This is a genomic window from Marinobacter piscis (genome assembly GCF_007671655.1).
In the GTDB taxonomy this organism is placed as follows: Bacteria; Pseudomonadota; Gammaproteobacteria; order Pseudomonadales; family Oleiphilaceae; genus Marinobacter; species Marinobacter piscensis.
Map to the genome: position 1 here is coordinate 446149 of NZ_VCGX01000002.1, position 22069 is coordinate 468217.

General features: G+C 55.0%; 17 protein-coding genes and 1 pseudogene. All 18 read right to left on the minus strand.

Annotation, left to right across the window (positions count from 1 at the left end; translation table 11 throughout):
• Positions 1-3: 3 nt before the first annotated feature.
• Positions 4-762 (minus strand): annotated as a pseudogene (cobA, locus tag FFI95_RS07815) (uroporphyrinogen-III C-methyltransferase); the annotation flags it as partial.
• Between the two features lie 95 nt (positions 763-857).
• The gene (gene serS / locus FFI95_RS07820) at positions 858-2132 is read right to left on the minus strand and encodes a serine--tRNA ligase (protein ID WP_144821866.1); all 1275 of its coding nucleotides are present in this window, start codon (positions 2130-2132) and stop codon (positions 858-860) included.
• A gap of 99 nt (positions 2133-2231) precedes the next feature.
• Positions 2232-3569: a replication-associated recombination protein A gene (locus tag FFI95_RS07825; protein ID WP_144821867.1), complete on the minus strand. Its 1338-nt coding sequence runs from the start codon at positions 3567-3569 to the stop codon at positions 2232-2234.
• A 1-nt stretch (position 3570) separates the two neighbouring features.
• Entirely contained in the window at positions 3571-4218 is a 648-nt protein-coding gene (lolA, locus tag FFI95_RS07830) for an outer membrane lipoprotein periplasmic chaperone LolA (RefSeq protein ID WP_144821868.1), read from the minus strand.
• Positions 4219-4230: 12 nt separating this feature from the next.
• Positions 4231-6792 (minus strand): DNA translocase FtsK, encoded by a 2562-nt coding sequence (locus tag FFI95_RS07835; protein ID WP_144821869.1) that lies wholly within the window; start codon positions 6790-6792, stop codon positions 4231-4233.
• A gap of 13 nt (positions 6793-6805) precedes the next feature.
• On the minus strand, positions 6806-8041 hold the full coding sequence (locus tag FFI95_RS07840) for an O-succinylhomoserine sulfhydrylase (protein ID WP_144821870.1): 1236 nt from the start codon (positions 8039-8041) through the stop codon (positions 6806-6808).
• A 25-nt stretch (positions 8042-8066) separates the two neighbouring features.
• Positions 8067-9593 (minus strand): amidophosphoribosyltransferase, encoded by a 1527-nt coding sequence (gene purF / locus FFI95_RS07845; RefSeq protein WP_144821871.1) that lies wholly within the window; start codon positions 9591-9593, stop codon positions 8067-8069.
• A 34-nt stretch (positions 9594-9627) separates the two neighbouring features.
• Entirely contained in the window at positions 9628-10164 is a 537-nt protein-coding gene (locus tag FFI95_RS07850; protein WP_144821872.1) for a CvpA family protein, read from the minus strand.
• An 89-nt stretch (positions 10165-10253) separates the two neighbouring features.
• Positions 10254-10949, minus strand: coding sequence for an SPOR domain-containing protein (locus FFI95_RS07855; RefSeq protein WP_178974730.1), 696 nt, complete (start codon positions 10947-10949; stop codon positions 10254-10256).
• A gap of 109 nt (positions 10950-11058) precedes the next feature.
• A complete protein-coding gene (gene folC, locus FFI95_RS07860) occupies positions 11059-12354 on the minus strand; it encodes a bifunctional tetrahydrofolate synthase/dihydrofolate synthase (protein ID WP_144821873.1) in 1296 nt (431 codons plus the stop codon).
• Complete coding sequence (gene accD / locus FFI95_RS07865) at positions 12335-13261, minus strand: acetyl-CoA carboxylase, carboxyltransferase subunit beta (protein ID WP_144821874.1); 927 nt, start codon at positions 13259-13261, stop codon at positions 12335-12337. Before accD ends, folC begins: the two co-directional genes overlap by 20 nt.
• Before the next feature lie 44 nt (positions 13262-13305).
• On the minus strand, positions 13306-14118 hold the full coding sequence (gene trpA, locus FFI95_RS07870; RefSeq protein WP_144821875.1) for a tryptophan synthase subunit alpha: 813 nt from the start codon (positions 14116-14118) through the stop codon (positions 13306-13308).
• Positions 14119-14137: 19 nt separating this feature from the next.
• Positions 14138-15346 carry a tryptophan synthase subunit beta gene (gene trpB, locus FFI95_RS07875; RefSeq protein ID WP_373880399.1) on the minus strand — a complete coding sequence of 403 codons (1209 nt, stop codon included), beginning with the start codon at positions 15344-15346 and terminating at the stop codon, positions 14138-14140.
• Between the two features lie 4 nt (positions 15347-15350).
• Positions 15351-15968 (minus strand): phosphoribosylanthranilate isomerase, encoded by a 618-nt coding sequence (locus FFI95_RS07880; RefSeq protein ID WP_246069451.1) that lies wholly within the window; start codon positions 15966-15968, stop codon positions 15351-15353.
• The gene (gene truA / locus FFI95_RS07885) at positions 15965-16876 is read right to left on the minus strand and encodes a tRNA pseudouridine(38-40) synthase TruA (RefSeq protein WP_144821878.1); all 912 of its coding nucleotides are present in this window, start codon (positions 16874-16876) and stop codon (positions 15965-15967) included. Before truA ends, FFI95_RS07880 begins: the two co-directional genes overlap by 4 nt.
• Positions 16877-16982: 106 nt before the next feature.
• The gene (locus FFI95_RS07890) at positions 16983-19448 is read right to left on the minus strand and encodes a motility hub landmark protein FimV (RefSeq protein ID WP_144821879.1); all 2466 of its coding nucleotides are present in this window, start codon (positions 19446-19448) and stop codon (positions 16983-16985) included.
• 291 nt (positions 19449-19739) lie between these two features.
• Positions 19740-20855, minus strand: coding sequence for an aspartate-semialdehyde dehydrogenase (gene asd, locus FFI95_RS07895; RefSeq protein WP_144821880.1), 1116 nt, complete (start codon positions 20853-20855; stop codon positions 19740-19742).
• Positions 20856-20967: 112 nt separating this feature from the next.
• On the minus strand, positions 20968-22041 hold the full coding sequence (leuB, locus tag FFI95_RS07900; RefSeq protein ID WP_144821881.1) for a 3-isopropylmalate dehydrogenase: 1074 nt from the start codon (positions 22039-22041) through the stop codon (positions 20968-20970).
• Positions 22042-22069 lie beyond the last annotated feature (28 nt).

Sequence of the window (22069 nt, forward strand, 5' to 3'; positions counted from 1 at the left end):
AGATCAGACCGGCTGGGTTGGCAGTCCCGCGACCCAGTCCAGCCGGTCTCGCAGTGCAACCACATGACCCACAATAACAAGGGTCGGTGCCTGAACCTTCTCTTCATTCACTTTCTGAACAATGGTTGTCAGATTGCCGGTAACGACCTGCTGCTCCGGAGTGGTCCCTTTGGAAATCAGGGCTACCGGCATATCCGCGGCCATACCGTGCTTGACAAGTTGCTCGCAAATAATGGGCAGACCAATCAGCCCCATGTAAAACACGAGGGTCTGGTTATTCTGAACAAAATCCTTCCAGGGTAAATCACAGGTATTGTTCTTCAGGTGCCCGGTCACAAACCGTACCGACTGAGCGTAATCACGATGGGTTAACGGGATTCCGGCGTAGGCGGCACAACCGGAGGCAGCAGTGATTCCTGGTACAACCTGGAAGCGGACGCCGGCACTGGCCAGTGTTTCAATTTCTTCGCCGCCACGGCCAAAGATAAACGGATCTCCCCCCTTCAGCCGAACCACTTTGTAGCCTTGTCTGGCCAGGTCTACCAGTCTCTGGTTAATCTGATCCTGCGGTAGCGCATGATTCGCCCGCTGTTTACCCACATGCACCATTTCTGCAGTGTCTGGAACCAGGCCAAGAATGTCGGGCGAAACCAGGCGATCGTAAAGTACGATTTCAGCAGAGGTGATGAGGCGCCAGGCTTTCAGTGTGAGCAGCTCCGGATCTCCGGGGCCTGCCCCTACAAGAGCAACCTCGCCGGCGGAGCTGTTCGGGTTGGATGTCACCGGGTTTTTTCTGTATCTCACAGGCGCCGGTGTGGCAGCTATTCCGGCGCCTGTGCTCTGGGAGGTCGTGGCACTCATTGAATACGCTCAACACCGCCCATGTAGGGCCTCAGCACTTCCGGAACCACAATGCTGCCATCTTCCTGCTGATAGTTCTCCATTACGGCAACCAGAGCCCGGCCGACCGCAAGGCCGGAGCCATTGAGGGTATGCACCGGCTCCGGCTTACCGGTTTCCGGGTTTCTCCAGCGGGCACCCATGCGCCGCGCCTGAAAGTCGCGTGTGTTGGAGCAGGATGAAATCTCCCGGTACTTGTTCTGACCCGGCAACCAGACCTCAAGGTCGTAAGTTTTCGCGGCAGAAAAGCCCATGTCGCCACCGCAAAGAGTTACCAGTCGATAGGGAAGCTCAAGCAGCTGCAGAACCTTCTCCGCATGACCTGTTAATGCTTCCAGTGCTGCCTCGGAATCCTGCGGGCGAACAATCTGCACCAGCTCTACCTTATCGAACTGATGCTGACGAATCATGCCCCGGGTATCACGACCGTATGAGCCAGCTTCACTGCGGAAGCACGGCGTATGGCTTACCATTTTCAGGGGCAATTCACCGGCATCCAGAATCGTGTCGGACACCAGATTAGTCACCGGTACCTCGGCCGTCGGAATCAGGTAAAGCGGATGCTCTCCATCCATTCTGAACAAGTCATGCTCAAACTTTGGCAGCTGACCTGTACCGTACAGTGCATCAGGGTTAACCAGATAAGGTACATAGACTTCGGAGTAATTGTGTTCGCCGGTGTGCAGGTTCAGCATGAACTGCGCCAACGCCCGGTGCAGGCGTGCCACCTGTCCGCGCATCACCGCAAACCGAGAGTGCGCCAGCCGGGTCGCTGTTTCAAAATCCAGGCCAGCTAGCTTTTCACCCAGAGTCACGTGATCTGCCGGCTCAAAGTCGAAGTGTTTGGGTGTGCCCCAGGTACGCACTTCAACATTATCTTCGTCACTATCGCCCGCCGGAACGTCTTCATCCGGCAGATTCGGAATGCCGGCCAGGAAACTGTTCAGCTCATGCTGGAGGGTGCGCAATTCCTCTTCAGCTTCGGACTTGCGGGATTTCAGGCTCTCTACTTCGTCCAGCAGCGGCTGAATATCTTCGCCAGCGGCCTTGGCTTTTCCGATAGATCTGGATTTCTGGTTCTGCTCGCTTTGCAAAGACTCTGTGCTCACCTGAAGTGCGCGGCGACGCTCCTCAAGCGTTTCAAAGGCAGCTGTATCAAACACAAAATTCTTGATCGCCAGTTTGCGGGCAATGTCTTCAGTCTGGCTACGGACGAGTTTGGGGTCGAGCATGATTATCCTGGATTTTCCGGTTTACGATGTATGTAGAATAACACGCCATTATACTTGTAGCGGCACGTCTGGCTAGCGCCTCCGGTCTGTGTCCGGTTTTCAGGTATGGCGTTTTCTGGGGCTTTGTTCGTTAAGCGCATCAAGGCGCTGGCGCTTGTCGGCAAGTTTGATTTCCAGACCGCGCCTGACGGGTTCATAGTACCGGCGCTCATGGATAGCCTCGGGCAGGTACGACTCCCCTGCCGCAAACGCTTCCGGCTCATGGTGAGCATATCGGTAGGTATCCCCATGGCCCATGCTTTTGAGCAGTTTTGTGGGCGCATTTCGCAAGTGCACAGGCACTTCGTAGTCGGGATCTTTCCTGATGTCGGCCATGCACTGGTTGAACGCCTTATAAACGGCGTCACTTTTGGGCGCCAGCGCGAGATAGGTGGCCGCCTGAGCCAGGGCCAGTTCGCCTTCCGGGCTCCCCAGGCGCTCCAGCGCTTCCCAGGCATCCATACTCAGGTGCAGCGCGCGCGGGTCGGCGTTACCTATATCTTCGCTGGCGATACGCACCAGGCGGCGGGCAACGTACAAGGGATCGCAACCGCCATCGAGCATGCGGCACAGCCAGTACAGCGAACCATCCGGGTCCGACCCCCGGACAGATTTGTGTAGCGCGGAGATCTGGTCATAAAAAACATCGCCGCCTTTGTCAAAACGACGCAGACTGGTTTGCATCACCTGCTCAAGGTGTTCGGCGGTGACCCGGTTTTTTCCGTCACTGTCCGGCTCCGCCAGATCCGCCGATACCTCAAGAATATTCAGGGCTTTGCGGGCATCGCCACCTGATGCCGCTGCCATAACCTGCAATACGTCATCTGCGACCAGAAGCTCCCCGTCAAAACCTTCAGGGGTACTCAATGCCCGGTTCAGCAAACGAAGAATATCGTCCTCTTCCAGGTTTTTCAGCACATACACACGGCTACGGGAAAGAAGCGCACTGTTCAGCTCGAACGAGGGGTTCTCTGTGGTCGCACCCACAAATATAAACGTGCCATCTTCAATGTGCGGAAGAAAAGCGTCCTGCTGGCTTTTGTTGAACCGGTGCACCTCGTCCACAAATAACAGCGTATCCTGGCCCTGGGCAACCTTGCGGTTGTGAGCCCGCTCAACAATGGCGCGTATGTCCTTCACGCCGCTCAGAACCGCCGATACGGTTTCAAAGCTGAGATCTCCCACTGTCGCCAGAAGCCGGGCGAACGTCGTTTTGCCCACCCCCGGCGGTCCCCACAAAATCATCGAGTGGAGCTGACCCTGCTCTACAGCCCGGCGCAGCGGCTTCCCTGGCCCGACCAGGTGCGTCTGTCCGACGTAATCGTCAAGGCTTTCCGGCCGCATACGCGCAGCCAGAGGCCGGAAACCGGTCTGTTCAGCAAACAGGTTGTTCTGCATTTCAGTTTTCGTCCCGGATAACGTCTACGCCCTCCGGATAGTCCAGAGTAAATGCGGTATCTTTCACAGCCTGGTTTAGCTGAATGTTGTCAAAACTAAGCACACTAAGCTGGGCCAGGGAGTCCTGCATTCGCATCTCCTGCAATTCGTTGCCGTCAAATCTCAGGCGCAGAGACACAAATAATGAATCTTCACTTCGGGGTTTCAGTGTGAACTCCCGGATCTCCCCCTCCATTTCCCGAGTGGAAACCCGATAGGTTTCCTCCAGGTTGTCAACTTCCCCACTAAGCAGCAGTGCAGGCGTGGTCTGAACCTGTTCGTCCAGGTTATGCACGGTTACCTGCTCAAGGTCGGGGTCGTATACCTCTACCTGATCCCCATTGCTGACAATGAACTGTGACAAAGGAGCACGGGTTTCCCAGTAAAACAAGCCAGGTCTTTTCGCCTTGAGGGACCCACGGGTCTCCTGGACCTTGTTACCGTTTTCATTAACCACTATCTGGATGAAGTCGGCCTGATAAGTCTCATAACTTTTCAGCAGCGACGCCAGGCTGGCTGCCGCATCCTGGCTTTCATCAGCAACCAGAACACTACTGAACACCAGCATGACAAGAAGCGTCAGCAAGCGCTTAACCAATAATTGTTGCATAGAGAACAACTCCTAATCTCTTGGTGGGGGCGGGGCCAGTACTTCACGGGCGCCGTTATGGCCGGCTGCGCTGACTACTCCGGCAGCTTCCATGGCGTCAACCAGGTTGGCCGCCCGGTTATAACCTATTTTGAATTTTCGCTGTACAGAAGAAATGGACACCCGGCGCCCTTCTGTTACAAACACCACAACCTCATCAAACAATGCATCATTTTCGTTATCACCGTCATCCGATAGCTTGGGAACGCCGGGGAGGTTTTCACTTTCAGCGCCGGTAAGTACATCGTCTACGTACACAGGCTCGCCACGGGCTTTCCAGGCACTGACGACCCGGTGTACTTCATCGTCATCCACAAACGCGCCATGGACTCGAACCGGCAAGCCCGACCCGGGCGGCAGGTACAGCATGTCACCATGCCCCAGAAGCTGCTCGGCCCCGCCCTGATCCAGAACTGTGCGGGAGTCAACCTTGGAAGATACCTGAAACGACATTCGGGTAGGAATGTTGGCTTTGATCAGACCGGTGATTACATCCACAGATGGCCGCTGAGTTGCAAGGATCAGGTGAATACCTGCAGCCCTGGCTTTCTGGGCAATACGGGCAATCAGCTCTTCTACCTTCTTGCCGACAATCATCATCATGTCGGCAAACTCATCGATCACAACAACAATATACGGCAGGGGCTCCAGTTCCGGACGCTCCTGTTCATCGTTTGAGAGATGTTCCTCAGGTTTCCAGAACGGGTCAAGAAGCGGCTCTCCGGCGGCAGCGGCATCTCTCACTTTGCGGTTATAGCCGGCCAGATTCCGCACACCGAATGTCGCCATCAGGCGATACCTGCGCTCCATTTCGGCGACGCACCAACGCAGTGCATTGGCGGCTTCTTTCATATCGGTCACAACCGGTGCCAACAGGTGTGGAATGCCATCGTAGATGCTGAGCTCAAGCATCTTGGGGTCAACCATGATAAAGCGAACTTCGTCAGGTCCGGCCTTCAGCAACATGCTCAGCAGCATGGCATTAACCCCCACCGACTTACCCGAGCCTGTGGTACCCGCTACCAGCAAATGGGGCATTTTCGAAAGGTTTGCCACCATCGGGTTACCCCCGATATCGTTCCCCAACGCCATTGTCAGCGCAGATTTGGATTCGCTGAACACTCTCGCGCCCAGCACTTCACTGAGGCGCACAATTTCACGCTTTTCGTTGGGAATTTCGATGCCCACCACTGACTTGCCGGGGATTACCTCAACAACCCTGACGGCAAGAACAGCCAGTGAGCGCGCCAGGTCCTTGGCAAGGTTGGAAATTTTGCTGACCTTTACACCCGCCGCCGGTTTAATCTCAAAGCGGGTGATCACCGGGCCCGGGTTAACCTCAACCACCTCCACTGAAACCCCAAAGTCCGCAAGCTTCTCTTCCAGCAGGCGAGACATATGCTCCAGAGACTCTTCCGAATAACCACTTTCCTTGTTTTCATCCGGGGGATCGAGTAATGAAACTGGAGGAATAGGACTTTCAACATCTTCCAGTAACGATCCCTGCGCCTTTTTCCCTTCCTTCTTCTTCGGGGGCTGCTCGTCTTTTTTGAAAGGCGAGATTTTGAGAGAACGGCTCGCAGGCGCTTGCTTTTCTCCCTCCGCAGCCTGCGAAGGGGCCGGCTGCGGAACTGGCGTATCATCCCGGGAACTGAAACTCTCAAGCTGTGCCGGTTCCCGGTCTTCTGTGGCGGACAGACCTTCCATTCCCGGCTCCAGCCGCTGTTCCTGTCTCTTTTTCCGCCCGGCTGCTCTGCCGGGCCCAAATCCGGGAATCTTGTGCCACCAGCGCGTATCCGATCCGGCGGGAGCAGTCTTACGTTTCTGTGGTGCAGCAACCGGGTTCTGCGCCTGGGCAGCAGGCTTTTCTGCAGAAGATGCCCGGGATTCGCCAGGTTTTACCAGGCTTTTTACGGATTGTCCCAGCTGCATGGCCAGCCCGCCTAACTGATCCATCAGCCAGAACCAGGACAGACCAACGGTCACTGTCAGTGCAAACAGGAAAATTGCAATCAACAGAAGCGTTGTTGCAGGAAGGTTGAAAAAGCGCACCATGGCTTCGGCGACTGATGTGCCCAGAACACCGCCTGAGGAGGCGCTGAGACCAAAAACCGAGTACAGGGAAAGCAGACTGGTGGCTGATAACAGAATCAATAAAAAACCGCCGAACCGCATCAGGAACAACGGCCAGTGCAGGTCCAGAGAGTCATTGCGGCGACGAATCAGCATAATGGCATAGCCTGCAACCATTAAAGGAAACAGATAAGCCACGTGGCCAAAGAAGTCCATCAACAGGCTCGCAAGCCAGGCACCGGAACGCCCTGCGGCGTTGTGCACACTGGTGTCATGCCCGATACTGGCCCAACCCGGATCTGCAGGGTTGAAGGTGAGCAGCGCCATAAACAGATAAATGCTCAGTGCGACCAGCCCGATCACAGCACCTTCCCGGGCTCCCTGGGCGGCGAGACGACGAAAGCGTAGTTGCTTTTCCGTCAGCTCTTTTGGTGTTTTATTCGCTTTTGCGGATTCAGCCATGAATGCTCAAAGATTAAGTGTTACTTGCGTTCTGCAGCGCCTGAAAGCCTCTTTGTAGGTCCGTTTTCAGATCGTCAACCGCTTCTATGCCCACAGAAAGGCGAACGAGACTTTCAGTTATACCTGCTGCCGATTTGTCTTCCGGAGATAACCGCCCATGGGTTGTCGTGGCCGGATGCGTAATCGTGGTTTTAACATCCCCAAGGTTGGCGGTAATCGAAATCATCCGGGTAGCATCAATAAACCTCCAGGCTTCGTTGCGACCTCCTCTGAGGCAAAACGACAACATGCCACCAAACCCTTTTTGCTGCTTTTTTGCAATAGCATGCTGCGGGTGGCTTTCAAGCCCGGTGTAATATACATGCTCTACCTCAGGCTGCTGTTCCAGCCACTCCGCCAACTCTAACGCATTTTCACAATGGGCTCGCATACGAATTGGTAAGGTTTCCAATCCCTTATGAAATACCCAGGCATTAAACGGACTCATGGTAGGCCCGGCCGACCTCAAAAAACCATAAACCGGCTCAAGCAGCTTATCCGGCCCCACAACCACGCCCCCGACGCAGCGCCCCTGTCCATCAAGGTATTTCGTTGCGGAGTGAATGACTATATCGGCACCGTAATCCAGTGGCCGCTGCAGTACCGGCGTGCAGAAACAGTTGTCGACAATAAACAGGGCATCATTTTCATGGGCAAGCTTCGCCAGTGACTCCATATCAGCCACTTCACAAAGCGGGTTGGAAGGCGTTTCCACAAATAACATACGGGTTTCCGGACGCACTGCGGACGCCCACTCTTCCCCATCAACAAGGCTGACAAAGGTTGTTGTGACACCGAACTTTGCCATGTATTTGTGGAACAGGGCACTGGTGGTGCCAAACACGCCCCGGGAGCACACAACATGGTCGCCACTTTGTAGAAGAGCCATACAGGTACTCAGAATGGCAGCCATGCCGGATGCTGTCGCAACCGCCCGTTCACCGCCCTCCATGGCAGCGATCCGTCTTTCAAACGCCTGCACCGTCGGGTTGGTAAACCGGGAGTAGATGTTGCCGGGCTCTTCACCCCCAAACCGGGCGGCTGCCTGTGCGGCGCTGCCATACACAAAGCTGGAAGTGGGGAAAATGGCGTCGCTGTGCTCAAGCTGGGCAGTACGGAGCTGCCCTGCCCTCACCGCCAGTGTATCGGGCAACATGCCCTCAAGGTCCGATTCGGGAATCCGGACAAATTCTTCGCGGTGATGAGTCATGGGCGTCTCCTTGCAGGCTCCTTAGTCAATCTTCGTCGTTATGCAGATCAATAACACCATTGTCGTCAGAGTCGACATCCTCTGCACCTGTGCGGATGGTCTCATTTCTCGCCTGATCAAGGCGCTCAAGGTAACCCGGGTCTATATCACCCGTTACATAATTTCCGGTGAATACCGAGCACTCCCAGCCTTCAATGTTGTCATTAACATCGCTGACACTGGCGACCAGATCTTCAAGATCCTGATACAGCAACCAGTCAGCACCAATCAGCTCCCGAATCTCCTCGACCGTTCTGTCGTGGGCAATCAGCTCAGTAGCGGATGGCATGTCGATACCGTATACGTTCGGGTAGCGGACCGGGGGAGCCGCCGACGCAAAATAGACGTTTTCTGCTCCGGCATCCCTGGCCATCTGCACAATTTCCTTACACGTCGTACCACGCACAATGGAATCGTCCACCAGCATGACGTTTTTTCCACGGAATTCCAGATCGATCGGGTTCAGTTTCTGGCGTACAGACTTTTTGCGCATTTTCTGGCCGGGCATGATGAAGGTGCGCCCGATGTAGCGGTTTTTGATAAACCCTTCACGGAATTTCAGCCCTAACCTGTGTGCCATCTGCATAGCCGATGTGCGACTGGTATCCGGAATGGGCATAACAACATCAATATCGTGATCCGGGCGCTCCCGCAGCACTTTGTCGGCCAGTGTTTCCCCCATGCGTAACCGTGCTTTATAAACTGAAACGCCATCCATAATGGAATCAGGGCGGGCAAAATAAACATGTTCAAAAATACAGGGAAGCAGCTTCGGGGCGCGGGCGCACTGCTGTGTGTATAGGGTGCCGTCTGTCTCGATATACACAGCTTCACCCGGGGCTATGTCTCTAACCAGAGTATAGCCTGCCGCACTCAGGGCAACGCTTTCCGAGGCAATCATGTACTCTTTATCCCCGCTCTCGGACACTCTTTCGCCGTAACAGACCGGGCGAATCCCGTTGGGATCACGAAAGCCGATAATCCCGTACCCGGTGATCATGGCAATCACTGCATAGGCACCACGACATCGTTTGTGTACGGCGCGCACGGCCGAGAATATTTCTTCTTTGGTCGGATCAAGTTTGCCCAGTTTTTGTAACTCGTGAGCAAATACGTTGAGCAACACTTCCGAATCGGAATTCGTATTGATGTGGCGCAAGTCTGTACGAAACAGGTCACGGCTCAGTTCGTCAGCGTTGGTCAGGTTACCATTATGGGCCAGCGTTATACCGTAAGGGCTGTTGACATAAAACGGCTGGGATTCAGCCGAGCTTGAACTACCTGCCGTCGGGTAACGCACATGCCCGATGCCCACGTTACCAACCAGCCGGCGCATATGCCGGGTATGGAAGACATCCCGCACCAGGCCGTTATCTTTACGAAGATAAAACCGGTTATCCTGAAAGGTTACAATACCTGCTGCATCCTGCCCCCTGTGCTGAAGTACAGTCAGCGCATCATAAAGCGACTGATTGACGTTGGAAGTACTGACGATGCCGACAATGCCACACATGGATAACGAGATCTCCGGGGGTTAGGTCTGAATGTTAACGAGACGCGGAGGCGGGTTCCGCGCCTTTTTGGGGTTCGGGTTCAAGAAAACGGGCGAATTCATCACCGAATGTTCGACGGGACCAGTCTTCTACCACTGCCAGGCGGTCAATCATGACAGAGGTTCTCCACCAGGTATCCTGAGACAGTGGGGTGTAACGAATGAACGCAATTGCTACAACAACCACAACAAGACCTCTTACCAGACCAAAGCCCATGCCCAGAACGCGATCCGTCGCAGAAAGCCCGGTGGCGCGAACCAGGTGCCCGATCATATTATTAATGATGGCACCTACAATCAGGGTTCCAAAAAAGAGAATCGCGAAGGCGGCGATAAGCCGCACCAGTGGCGTTTCAACCGTGTTTTCAAGCAGGGCCTGCATCTGGGGATGAAAGGTACGGGCAAGTATAAAGGCACCTATCCAGGTGACCAGAGACAAGGCTTCCTTAACGAAGCCGCGTTTAAGACTGATAAGTGTAGATACTGTAATGAGGGCGATGATGACCCAGTCAATCCAGATCAGCGCTTCCATGGAAATCCCGGTAGAGAAAAGGAAGCGGGGATTCTATCAGGAAACCCCGCCGGGCCAAACTGCCAGAATGATATAAAGCAGAAAAAGCGCTATTTATCGCCGGAGGCCACCAGGCTGTTCAGGCTGAACGTCTCGTCCAGGGTCTTTTTGGCAGCCTCGGCCTTGGACTTTTCCGCGAAGGGTCCACTGAATACCCGGGTTAAGGTCTTACCACCACGAACAACCTCCTGAAGATGGGAGTTGTAACCCTTTTCGCGCACCTTGTCCCGAAGCCTCCGGGCGTTATCACCATCACCGAAACTTCCAAGCTGAACCACCCATGCACCCTTCAGCGAACGGGTAAACTCGGTGCTTTCCGGTTCGGGCTCTGCAACGGGCGCGGTTTTCTCTGGTGCTGGTTCCTCAGCTGCAACCGGTTCAGGTTTGGCCGGTGTGGTAACCGCTGACGTTGGTTCAGTGCTTTCGGTTGCAGCAGGCTTTGCATCGCCGACGACGTTATTTTCCTGAGGTTCGGGCGACGCCTCGGGCTGCGGTGAGTCTTCTTCACGGATACGGAAATCCGGTACATCCGAGCCTGAACTCTCTGCCTTATCCTGCTGATTCTCAGGCGAAACTGCAGCGGCTGATTCAGGAGCATCCACCTCAGGAAAGGGTGGCTCTTCAGGGAGATTTATAGACGTGGATGTGCGTTCGGAATGCGGCTCATCGAACACCATGGGCACAAAAATAACAGCCAGTGAAATCAGAACCAGGGCTCCAATGATTCTTTGTTTCAGTCCATCCACGTTTCTTGGCTCCTCGTTCGTTTGTACTGAAACATACTAACTGCCAGCCTGACAGAACTCAAAGCTCCGGACCCCGCTATGAACAAAGTTTAAGGCCCTCGCCACAGGTTTACAAAAGCAGGGTGCGCGCCTCAGCAACCGTAAAAAACGAGCCAAACACAATCAGGATATCATCCACCCCGGCCTGCCCCTTAGCGGCAGTGATAGCCTCCGCAACCGAATTGCAGCTCTGCACCTGATTCAATTTGCAGGGTGCGAGTCGGGTTTCAAGAGCTTCCGGGGTCAGGCCTCTGGGTGCGTCCAGTCCTGACAGGTACCAGCAATCCACAACCGGGGCCATAGCCCGGGCAACACCCTGCACATCCTTGTCGGCCAGCGCAGCATACACTGCATGAACCTTCCGACCCCTGGTTTCCAGGCTCTGCAGGCGCTCGCACAGCCAACGTGCGGCATGGGGGTTATGGCCGACGTCTGCATATACATCGGGGTGGCGCGCCAGAAGCTCGAAACGGCCGGGCGCACTAACCCCTGCCAGAGCCGCCTCAGTGTCTGCATCCGTTGTAGCCGGTTCTAGTATCTGGGCGGCTACAACAGCTGCGGCTACACTCTGTACGGGCAAGGGCCCGGCGGGCAGCCGGATGGTCCGGTCCTGAAAATTCAGCGTCGCCGATAAGGCATCGGAAGATTCCTCAATGGTATAGTCCCGACCCGCACGGGTAAGATTCGCTTGTCGGGCAACCGCTTCCTGAAGCACTGAGCGGGGCGGATCTGTATCGGCAACAATCGCCGGCATACCGGGACGAAGAATACCGGCTTTCTCCAGTCCGATTATCTCGCGGTTAGTACCAAGAAAAGCCACATGGTCAACATCCACCGACGTGATAACCGCCAGATCAGCGTCAATCACATTAACTGCATCGAGCCGACCACCAAGCCCCACCTCCAGAATCCAGTCCTGCACACCCGCGTTTGCGAGCACAACAAAGGCCGCCAGGGTGCCGAACTCGAAATAGGTAAGCGTAATTGAGCCACGGGCGGCCTCAACTTCTTCAAACGCAGCAATGAGCGCTGCATCACTCACATCCGTACCGTCAATGCGAATGCGTTCGTTGTAATTCACCAGATGGGGAGAGGTGTAAGCACCTGTCTGGCGACCGGAAGCTCGCAAAAGCGCTTCAAGGGCCGCAACGGTGCTGCCCTTGCCGTTCGTGCCGGCAACAGTTACGACCCGGGCGGTCGGCCTGCGGGGGAACAGCCGTTGAAAAACCTCGAGTACCCTTTCAAGTCCCAGGTCTATCTCGGCCGGGTGAATGGACTCAAGCCACGACAGCCATTGCCCGACAGTGGCCCCCGCCTCCGGGGCTGCGGGGGCTTGCAACCCCGTATTACTCGGTAGGTGTGTCAACGTCTGGTTTTTCCGTTATTTCAAACTCAATGGGCTCATCGGTGCCGGGACGCTCCTGGCCGTTAAACTTCGCCAGCAGGTGCGCAATGCGTTCACGCATCTGATGCCGATGCAGAATCATATCAATTGCCCCATGCTCCAGCAGAAACTCACTACGCTGGAAACCCTCTGGCAACTTTTCACGCACAGTTTGTTCGATAACACGCGGGCCGGCAAAGCCGATCAGCGCGTTCGGTTCAGCAATATTGAGATCGCCCAGCATTGCCAGGCTTGCGGAGACCCCGCCAAAGACCGGGTCGGTCATCACAGAAACATAAGGAATGCCTTCCTGTTTCATACGCTCCAGTACGGCTGCAGTTTTAGCCATCTGCATCAGGGACAAAATGGCCTCCTGCATACGAGCGCCACCACTGGCTGAAAAACAAACCAGAGGAATTCGCTCTGCAAGCGCAACGTTGGCGGCCTGTACAAACTTTTCGCCGACCACCTGCCCCATGGACCCACCCATAAAGCCAAATTCGAAGGAGGCAGCAACCAGTGGCACACCCAGAGTTTTGCCTTTAAAGGCGACAAGTGCGTCTTTCTCGCCGGTTGCTTTCTGGGCCTGGACGAGGCGGTCTTTATAGCGTTTGGTGTCCTTGAACTTCAGTCGGTCCCAGGGCTCCAGGTCGGCGCCGATTTCCTCCCGGTCATCCTTATCCAGAAAAATATCGAGACGACGGCGCGCGGGAACTCTGTGGTGATGGTTACATTTCGGGCAAACGTCCAGGTTCTTTTCCAGTTCCGGCTTGTAAAGAAAGGCCCCGCATTTGGGGCATTTTTTCCACAGCCCTTCAGGAACGCCTGTTCTGCGTTTGGATTCCGAGCGGATCTTGCCCGGCATTATTTTATCCAGCCAGTTACTCATGTTTTATCCTGTCTTTTGGTTCCGGTCTGCCCTCACCTTCCGGGTCAGGAAGCCAGGCTGTCCAGTGCTTCACGCATCGGGTTGAGCAGATCCGTCAGTGCCAGTTTAAGGGCTTCGATATCTGCCTGATTTCTGGCTATTGTATCGACCAGGACACTGCCAACAATTACACCATCGGATACCTGCCCGACGGCCGCCGCCGTTTCTGCGTCGCGAATACCGAAACCCACACCTACCGGCAAAGCGGTCAGCTCATGAATATGGGCCACTCGGGCAGCAACTTCCTCTACGTTGATTCTGGCAGCGCCGGTAACACCATTAAATGAAACATAGTACACATATCCCGAAGAGTGCCCGGAAATTGCCCGAATTCTCTCATCGGTGGTTGTCGGTGCCAGCAAAAAGATGGGGTCCAGCCCCCTCTGAGCAAACAGAGGCGCCACCTTGTCCGCTTCTTCCGGCGGCAGATCCACCGTCAGTACGCCGTCTACACCGGCTTCAATCGCTGCGTCGGCAAAGGCTTCGTAACCCATGGCTTCAATCGGGTTCAGGTAGCCCATCAGCACAACGGGTGTCGTGTCATTGCTTTGCCTGAACTCGCTCACCATCGCCAGCACCCGGCGCAGGGTTGTACCCTGCTTCAGTGCCCGCTCACTGGCAAGCTGAATGACCGGACCGTCCGCCATCGGGTCTGAGAAAGGCACTCCCAGTTCTATGATATCCACCCCTGCATCGACCATCGTATGCATCAGGCCCACAGTCTCGTCCGGGTGAGGGTCACCCGCGGTAATAAACGGAATCAGTGCCTTACGGCCCTGACTTCTGAGGGTCTGGAGAACCCCTTCAATTCGGCTCATGCCTGCTCCTGTCGATTATTCAGAGTTCGATACCGTCCAACTGGGCAATGGTATGAATATCTTTGTCACCGCGACCGGACAAGTTGATCACTATCATCTGGTCTTTATCCATCGTCGCTGCAAGCTTGACAGCATATGCAACCGCGTGCGCGGATTCCAGCGCGGGCATAATGCCCTCAACCAGGGTCAGCATGCGGAAGGCTTCGAGCGCCTCATCGTCGGTTACCGACACATAGTTGGCGCGTCCGATATCCTTGAGCCAGCTGTGCTCTGGTCCTACGCCCGGATAGTCCAGCCCCGCACTGACTGAGTGAGTACCTGCAATCTGTCCATGCTCATCTTCCATCAGATAAGTACGGTTGCCGTGGAGTACCCCGGGGCGACCGGCACATAAAGGTGCTGCGTGCTCACCGGTACCAATCCCGTGACCTCCGGCTTCAACCCCATAGAGCTGAACAGACTCATCAGTCAGGAACGGATAAAACATTCCGATGGCATTGGATCCACCACCGACACAGGCCACCAGAGCATCCGGGAGTTTTCCGGTTTTTTCCAGCGACTGGCGCCGGGTCTCCCGACCGATGACCGCCTGGAAGTCGCGTACCAGCAAGGGATAAGGGTGGGGACCCGCTACGGTTCCGATAATATAAAAGGTATCGTCTACATTCGTGACCCAGTCACGCATGGCTTCATTCATCGCGTCCTTGAGGGTACGACTTCCGCTTTCAACGGAATGGACCTCAGCCCCGAGGAGCTTCATGCGGTACACATTCAGCGACTGGCGCTGGACGTCTTCGGCTCCCATAAACACATGACATTCAAGACCCAGACGGGCGCAGACTGTGGCCGTAGCCACACCATGCTGACCGGCGCCAGTCTCGGCAATGATGCGTTTTTTGCCCAGAAAGCTGGCCAGCAGCGCCTGACCGATGGTGTTGTTTACCTTGTGAGCTCCGGTGTGGTTCAGGTCTTCGCGCTTCAGCCAGATCTGCGCCCCCCCTGTCTCCCGGGTCAGACGTTCCGCAAAATACAGCGGGCTCGGCCGACCCACGTAATCAGCAAGGTCCTGATCGAAAGTGGCCTGGAATTCAGGATCCTTCTTCAACCGAAGGTATTCCCGTTCAAGGGTCATCAGGGAGTCCATCAGCGTTTCAGAAACGAAACGTCCACCGAAGGCGCCAAAATGCCCCCGGGAATCAGGCAGTGCCGTCAGCATTTCTTCAGTCAGTTTTTCAGACACGGTGAACCTCTTTTATAAAGTCGCAAATTTTTTCGATGTCCTTGATACCCTTGTTCTTTTCAACACCACCACTGACATCAACAGCCCAGGGCCTCACCTTTCCTATAGCGCCAGCTACATTATCAGATGACAATCCACCGGCCAATATAAGGGGCAAAGCACGTTCTGCCGGGATCAGGTCCCAGTTAAACTGTTGCCCGGTGCCTCCATAACGGTCCGGATCCCAGGCATCTACCAAAAGCCCTGAGGCCCGGGAATAATCTTTAAAGGCCTGCTCAATCTGGCCGGCGTGCCGCACTCTCACGGCCTTTATCCATCTGCGGCCAAACTGGTTACAGAATTCCGCAGATTCATCGCCATGAAACTGCAACAAGTCCAGCGGCAGGCGGCCAAGAACCTCCCTGACCTCTGCCTCCGTAGGGTTAACAAACAACCCTACAACAGAAACAAATGCAGGGATGTCGCGAGCCAGGCGCTCCGCCTGCTCCGGGGTTACGGCGCGGGGGCTGGGCCCGTAAAATACAAAACCAAGCGCGTCTGCCCCCTGGGAAACACATGCGTGGACATCCTCAGCCCGGGTCAGACCGCAAATTTTAACGCGTGTACTCATGACACCTGCATCGGTTTTCGCTTCTGATGAATGTGCGTCGGATCCACCGGGGTGTTTTCGGCCCGGCTGAACCAGGGTCTGACAAAGCCTGGCCCACATTCCGCTGCGGGGATGCCGAAGTTCCCGGGGTAGCCGACATCAACCAGATACAGACCGTCGGATGGGGCAGTCACTCCAGCCTGAGTACGATCCCTGCCTTCCAGTATCGCACGAATCCAGGACGCTGACTGCTTCCCCGTTCCAACAGCGATCAGGGCACCGGCAATATTACGGACCATGTGGTGTACAAACGCATTCGCCTGCACATCAATCACCACGAAATCCCCGGTTCGGGTTACCTTGATCTGCTCCAGAAAACGAACGGGCGTCCGCGACTGGCAACCCGCGGCCCGGAAGGCTGAAAAGTCATGCTCGCCCACAAGAGCCTGGGCAGCCTCATGCATGCGTGCCGCGTTCAGTTCCCGAAAAGTCCAGCTCACCTGGCCTCGCTGTATTCCGGGACGCACCTGATTATTGTAAATAATATACCGATAACGCCTGTAGGTGGCAGAAAAACGGGCGTGAAAGTCTTCTGTGCTATTCCCCGCCCAGTGAACGGCTATATCAAATGGCAAAGCCGTGTTAATGCCCATAACCCATGAGCGAAGGTTGCGGATCGAGGTTGTCTCAAAGTGTGCCACCTGGTAGCTGGCGTGCACGCCGGTATCCGTACGGCCTGCGCTTACGAGTTCTACCGGATGATCCGCTACTTTAGCAACAGCTTTGGTAAGCTCCGCCTCCACTGACCTGACACCGGATTTTTGCTGCTGCCAGCCATGAAACTTGCGGCCATCGTACTCAAAACACAGCACAACCCGCCCATCACCGATGGCGTTATCCGTTGTCAGTTGCTGAGGGTAAAGAAACAAGAGTGAGTCCAGAAATATATATTACGATAAAACAAAACGCCGGCTGAGTGCCGGAGTAGCCTCCGACAAGCCGGCGCTTGTTGCCTGATTACCTCATTATAACGAATCAGTTCAGGTTTTTAAGCAATTCCTGCGCCTCGCCCTTCTGTGACTCATCCCCTTCCACGGCAACTTCCTCAAGGATATCCCGGGCACCATCCTGATCCCCCATTTCCACATAGGCTCGGGCCAGATCGAGTTTTGTTGCGTTTTCATCTGTTCCGGCGAGAAAGTCGAATTCGTCATCGTCGTCCAGACCCGGCTCTGCACTTTCTGCCTCAGGCTCACTCTCTGGTTCACTTTCTGACTCGAGCGCATCTTCCAAGTTCAGCTCCTCATCCAGTGAAAGGTCGTCTTCAGCCGACACTTCACTGGCGGGGTCTGCCGAATCTGTAAACTCATCCATAAGAGCGAGATCGTCATGGGATAGATCCATTTCAAAATCATCGAGGGTGGATTCTTCCATTTCAGAACCGCCGAGCTCAGGCTCAGGCTCGGGCTCGGGCTCGGGCTCCAGTTCCGGCTCGGGCTCGCTATCTTCACCTGCAACCTTATCGAGTTCAGCATCCAGCTCATCCAGGAACGACTCGTCCAGATCCAGGTCGAAAACGTCTTCCTCACCCTGATTCGAGTCAGCGGATGTTTCTGCAGATATTTCTGCGTTTTCAATGGTTCCAGAGTCTATTTTGCTCAGTTCCGCCTCAAAATCGCTGAACTCTTCTTCAACCTCGTCTTCCTGCCCGGCATCGTATTGATCCGCTAACAGTTTGTTGTCAAAGAATGCTGAGGACTCTTCGTTTTGCGGTTCTTCAGCAGGCTCTGGCTCAGCAGTTTCCTTTGCTCCGGCCTGAGTCAGTCCCAGGTCGAGCGTGTCATCAAAGTCATCAGACTCCCGGTTGAATTGTTCGTAAAACTCCTTTTCCTTGCTGGCACTGCGACGAGCAAGAAGCAGCAGAATCAGGAGCAAAACAAGGAGTCCACCTCCCAAGGCAAACTGGTAGGTGCGGTTATTGATAACCGCATCAATCATGTTAGCCGGAAAGCCTTTATCAATGGCAGGCCTGGACTCTGGCTGTGTATTTTGCTCCGGCGCCGAGGCCAGAGTTTCAGGCGCTGCGGTCACCGCCCCGGCGTCACTACTTTCCTCTTCAGCTATATCACCAGTAGCACTTTCACTGTCGTCACCACCTTCACTGGCAGCAACGTCTGAGGTATTTGCGGGAGTGTCCGTTTCATCAGTTTTCGGCTCTGATTGCTGATCAGCGATGTCCTCTGCTTGCACAGACGCGTCTGGGTCATTGGCTTCGGCCTCGCCCGCGGGGTCTGCAGTATCAGCACTGCCCTCACTCTGCGGCGATGGTTGCTCCGTTGCAGCGTCACTGCGCCCGGAATCCGGGTCACTGTTGGCAACGCCTTCCTGCATTCCTGCAAGCTGACTGTTCTTGAGCTCAAGCAGGCGCTGCAGGGTCTCAACCTGCTCCTGCAGATCGTCCAGACGCTCACTCAACTCCGCATTTTCGCGGCGAGCCCGGTCAAGCTCCTCCATGGCAACGGCTGACCCCGCATCAGCACCTCCTGCGAGTGCTCCATCACCACCCGCAGAGCCGCCTTCACTTTCACTGCGGCGACCCTCATCGTCGGCTACAATCAGTTTCAGCTCATCGGTTCCGGCTTGCGCCTTTTCCGTGTCATTGTCTGTTTGCCGGGTGGGCGTGGCATCGACGGTTCTGCGCGTATCTTCAAGCTGTTGATTCTGTTGAGCCACCATGCGCGATGCCTGGGCGTGACTCCGACTGCGAATCTGGTCGGCGCTGGGAACGCGCAGCACTTGCCCGCGCTTGAGTTTATTGATGTTATTATCAATAAATGCGTCAGGGTTCAGATCCTGCAATGCCAGCATAACCTGCTGTGTGGTAACACTGTTGTCCGGGCGTAAAGCAGAGGCAATGCTCCAGAGCGTGTCAGCCTCGCCCGTGGGACCGAAGGTTTCCCGCTGATATCTGGTGCTCTGTGAAGACTGATTTTGCGGCTGCCGGTTTGCGGTTCCGGAATTCCGCGCCGAAGGAGCAGCTGTGTTATCTGCCTGCCTGCTCGAGGGAGCACGAACCTGCTCCTTCACCCCGGACTCTTCAGCATAAACCGGCGGGTCCACCAGAACCGCATACTCACGCATCAACCGGCCATTGGGCCAGGTCAACTCAAGCAGGAAATTGAGGTACGGCTCCCGCAAAGGCTCACGGGAAGAAACGTTTACGACCAGACTGCCATCGGGCTGGGTTTCCACATCGAACTGAAGCTTGCCCACAAACTGGTTACGATCCAGACCCAGTCGTCGATAGGCTTTTTCGGGAGCTACATTCACAAACACATCTGCGGAATCAACACCACGGCTCTGGGGCAGAACAATGTCAGCGTTCATGGGCTCATTCAGATAGGATCTTAGCTCTATCTCACCCAGCCCAAGAGCCTGAGCGATGCCAGACCCCAACCCTCCCGCAAGGGCCAGTGCAACCGCAAGCTTGCGTACCTTCATGCTTATTCCTTTCCAGTCTCGGTTATGCGTGACTGTTTTTTTGTAAAACAGAGTCGGACGAGGGGGGATGTTCGACCTTTCGCATTATTAATGTAAAACCCGGCAAGTATTAGTGATAAAGCCTCATTTATCAATTATTCAGCCGTAATCCTTTCAGCACATCATCATCTAAGCGGAACCTGTTAGCACCCCGGAAAATAACAGGGGCGGAGCCTGAAATCAGCCTCCGCCCCTTAACCGGCTTCCTGAAACCGGACGCAGTTGGCATTAATTGCCTGTGTGTAACAATTCTTAACCTTCCTGAAGAATCCGTAACATACGACGCAAGGGTTCTGCAGCACCCCACAGTAGCTGATCGCCAACCGTAAATGCGGAAATATATTCAGGACCCATAGCCAGTTTGCGAATACGCCCGACCGGCACACTCAGAGTTCCGGTCACTTTAGCCGGTGTAAGCTCTTCAATGCTGGCATCACGATCGTTGGGAATAACCTTCACCCAGTCGTTAGCGTTCGCCAGAATTGACTCGATTTCAGCCACTGGCAGGTCTTTCTTCAGCTTGATCGTAAGCGCCTGACTGTGGGAGCGCATGGCACCGATACGAACACAGATACCATCGATAGGTATCGGGTTGTCAGAGCGACCAAGAACCTTGTTTGTCTCTACTCCGGCTTTCCACTCTTCCTTGCTCATGCCATTCTCAAGCTGGCTGTCGATGAACGGAATCAGACTGCCTGCCAGAGGCACCTGGAAGTGCTCTGTTGGAAAATTCTCTGAACGCATGGTGTCGATAACCTTGCGGTCAATGTCCAGAATGGCTGACGACGGACTTGCCAGTTCATCGCTGGCACACTGATTCAGCTCACCCATCTGGTTAAGAAGTTCACGCATGTGCTTGGCACCGGATCCGGACGCTGCCTGATAGGTCATCGGGGATACCCACTCAACCAGGTCCTGCTCCAGCAAGCCACCCAGCGCAAGCATCATCAGACTAACGGTGCAGTTACCGCCAACATAGTCTTTCACGCCACTCTCAAGGGCGCTGTCGATTACATTGCGGTTGACCGGATCCAGAACAATAACGGAATGATCCGCCATACGCAGTGCGGAAGAGGCATCAATCCAGTAGCCGTTCCAGCCTGCATCGCGCAGTTTATTATAAACTGCATTGGTGTAATCACCGCCCTGGCACGTAAGTACAACATCCAGGGTTTTGAGGGTTTCGATATCGAAAGCATCCTGTAGCGGAGGCACCCCTTCTCTTCCTACGTCCGGTGCTGGCTGACCAGTCTGGGACGTCGAGAAAAACACCGGATCGATATCAGAGAAATCGTTTTCTTCACGCATGCGCTGCATGAGGACTGAGCCCACCATACCGCGCCAACCTACAAGTCCAACTCGCTTCATGTGCGACCTTTGAATCTCGTTTTATGCCCGCCCTCAGCCTCTATCGCCGGCAGGGACGGGATGAATGACACCGCAGCAACCGCATCCCGTTGCTGTCGGAGATAAGCATTAATTACAGAGCAGCCAGTACCGCATCACCCATTTCGCTGGTGGATACCCGGGTGCCGTCTTCCGACATGATGTCGGCTGTGCGCAGCCCCTGATCCAATACTGTGTTTACAGCTGCTTCTATGGCAGCCGCAGCCTCTTCTTCATTGAGGCTGTACCGCAACATCATTGCAGCACTGATAATGGTTGCCAGCGGATTGGCCATACCCTGGCCGGCGATATCCGGTGCTGAACCATGGCAAGGCTCATACATGCCCTGTTTTTCGGAGTTCAGCGACGCCGACGGCAGCATACCAATCGAACCGGTAAGCATAGCTGCTTCATCTGACAGAATATCACCAAACATGTTGCCAGTCACAATCACATCGAACTGTTTCGGTGCGCGGACCAGTTGCATGGCTGCGTTATCCACATACATATGGGACAGCTCAACGTCGGGATATTCACGCTGCAGGTCGTTCATGATTTCACGCCACATCACGGTTACTTCCAGAACGTTGGCCTTATCTACCGAGCACAACTTTTTATTGCGTTGCTGCGCTGCTTCAAATGCCACCCGGCCAATCCTGCGGACTTCTGATTCTGTATAGGTATAGGTGTTAAACCCCTGGCGCTCACCGCTTTCCAGCTGCCGGACTCCCCGTGGCTGGCCAAAATAAATACCGCCGGTAAGTTCGCGCACAATCATGATATCCAGCCCCGAAACCACTTCCGGCTTAAGGGAAGACGCCGACGCCAGTTGCGGGTACAGAACTGCAGGGCGCAGGTTGGCGAACAGCTCAAGCTTTGAGCGCAGGCCCAGAAGCCCTTTCTCGGGACGCTCCGCCATGGGCAGGCCATCCCACTTGGGGCCGCCTACTGCGCCCAGCAGAATAGCATCTGCTTTCGTGGCTCTGTCGAGAGTTGCATCCGGCAGAGGCGTATTCATCTCGTCCAGTGCCGCGCCACCAACCAGGGCTGACTCAAACGTGAGATTAAGATCAAATTTCTCATTCACCGCACGCAGAATTCTCTCCGCTTGCGCAACTATTTCCGGGCCAATGCCGTCTCCGGGCAAAAGAAGTACTGTTCGGGACATGATGGTTTCCAAATCTCTGTGCCAGGTT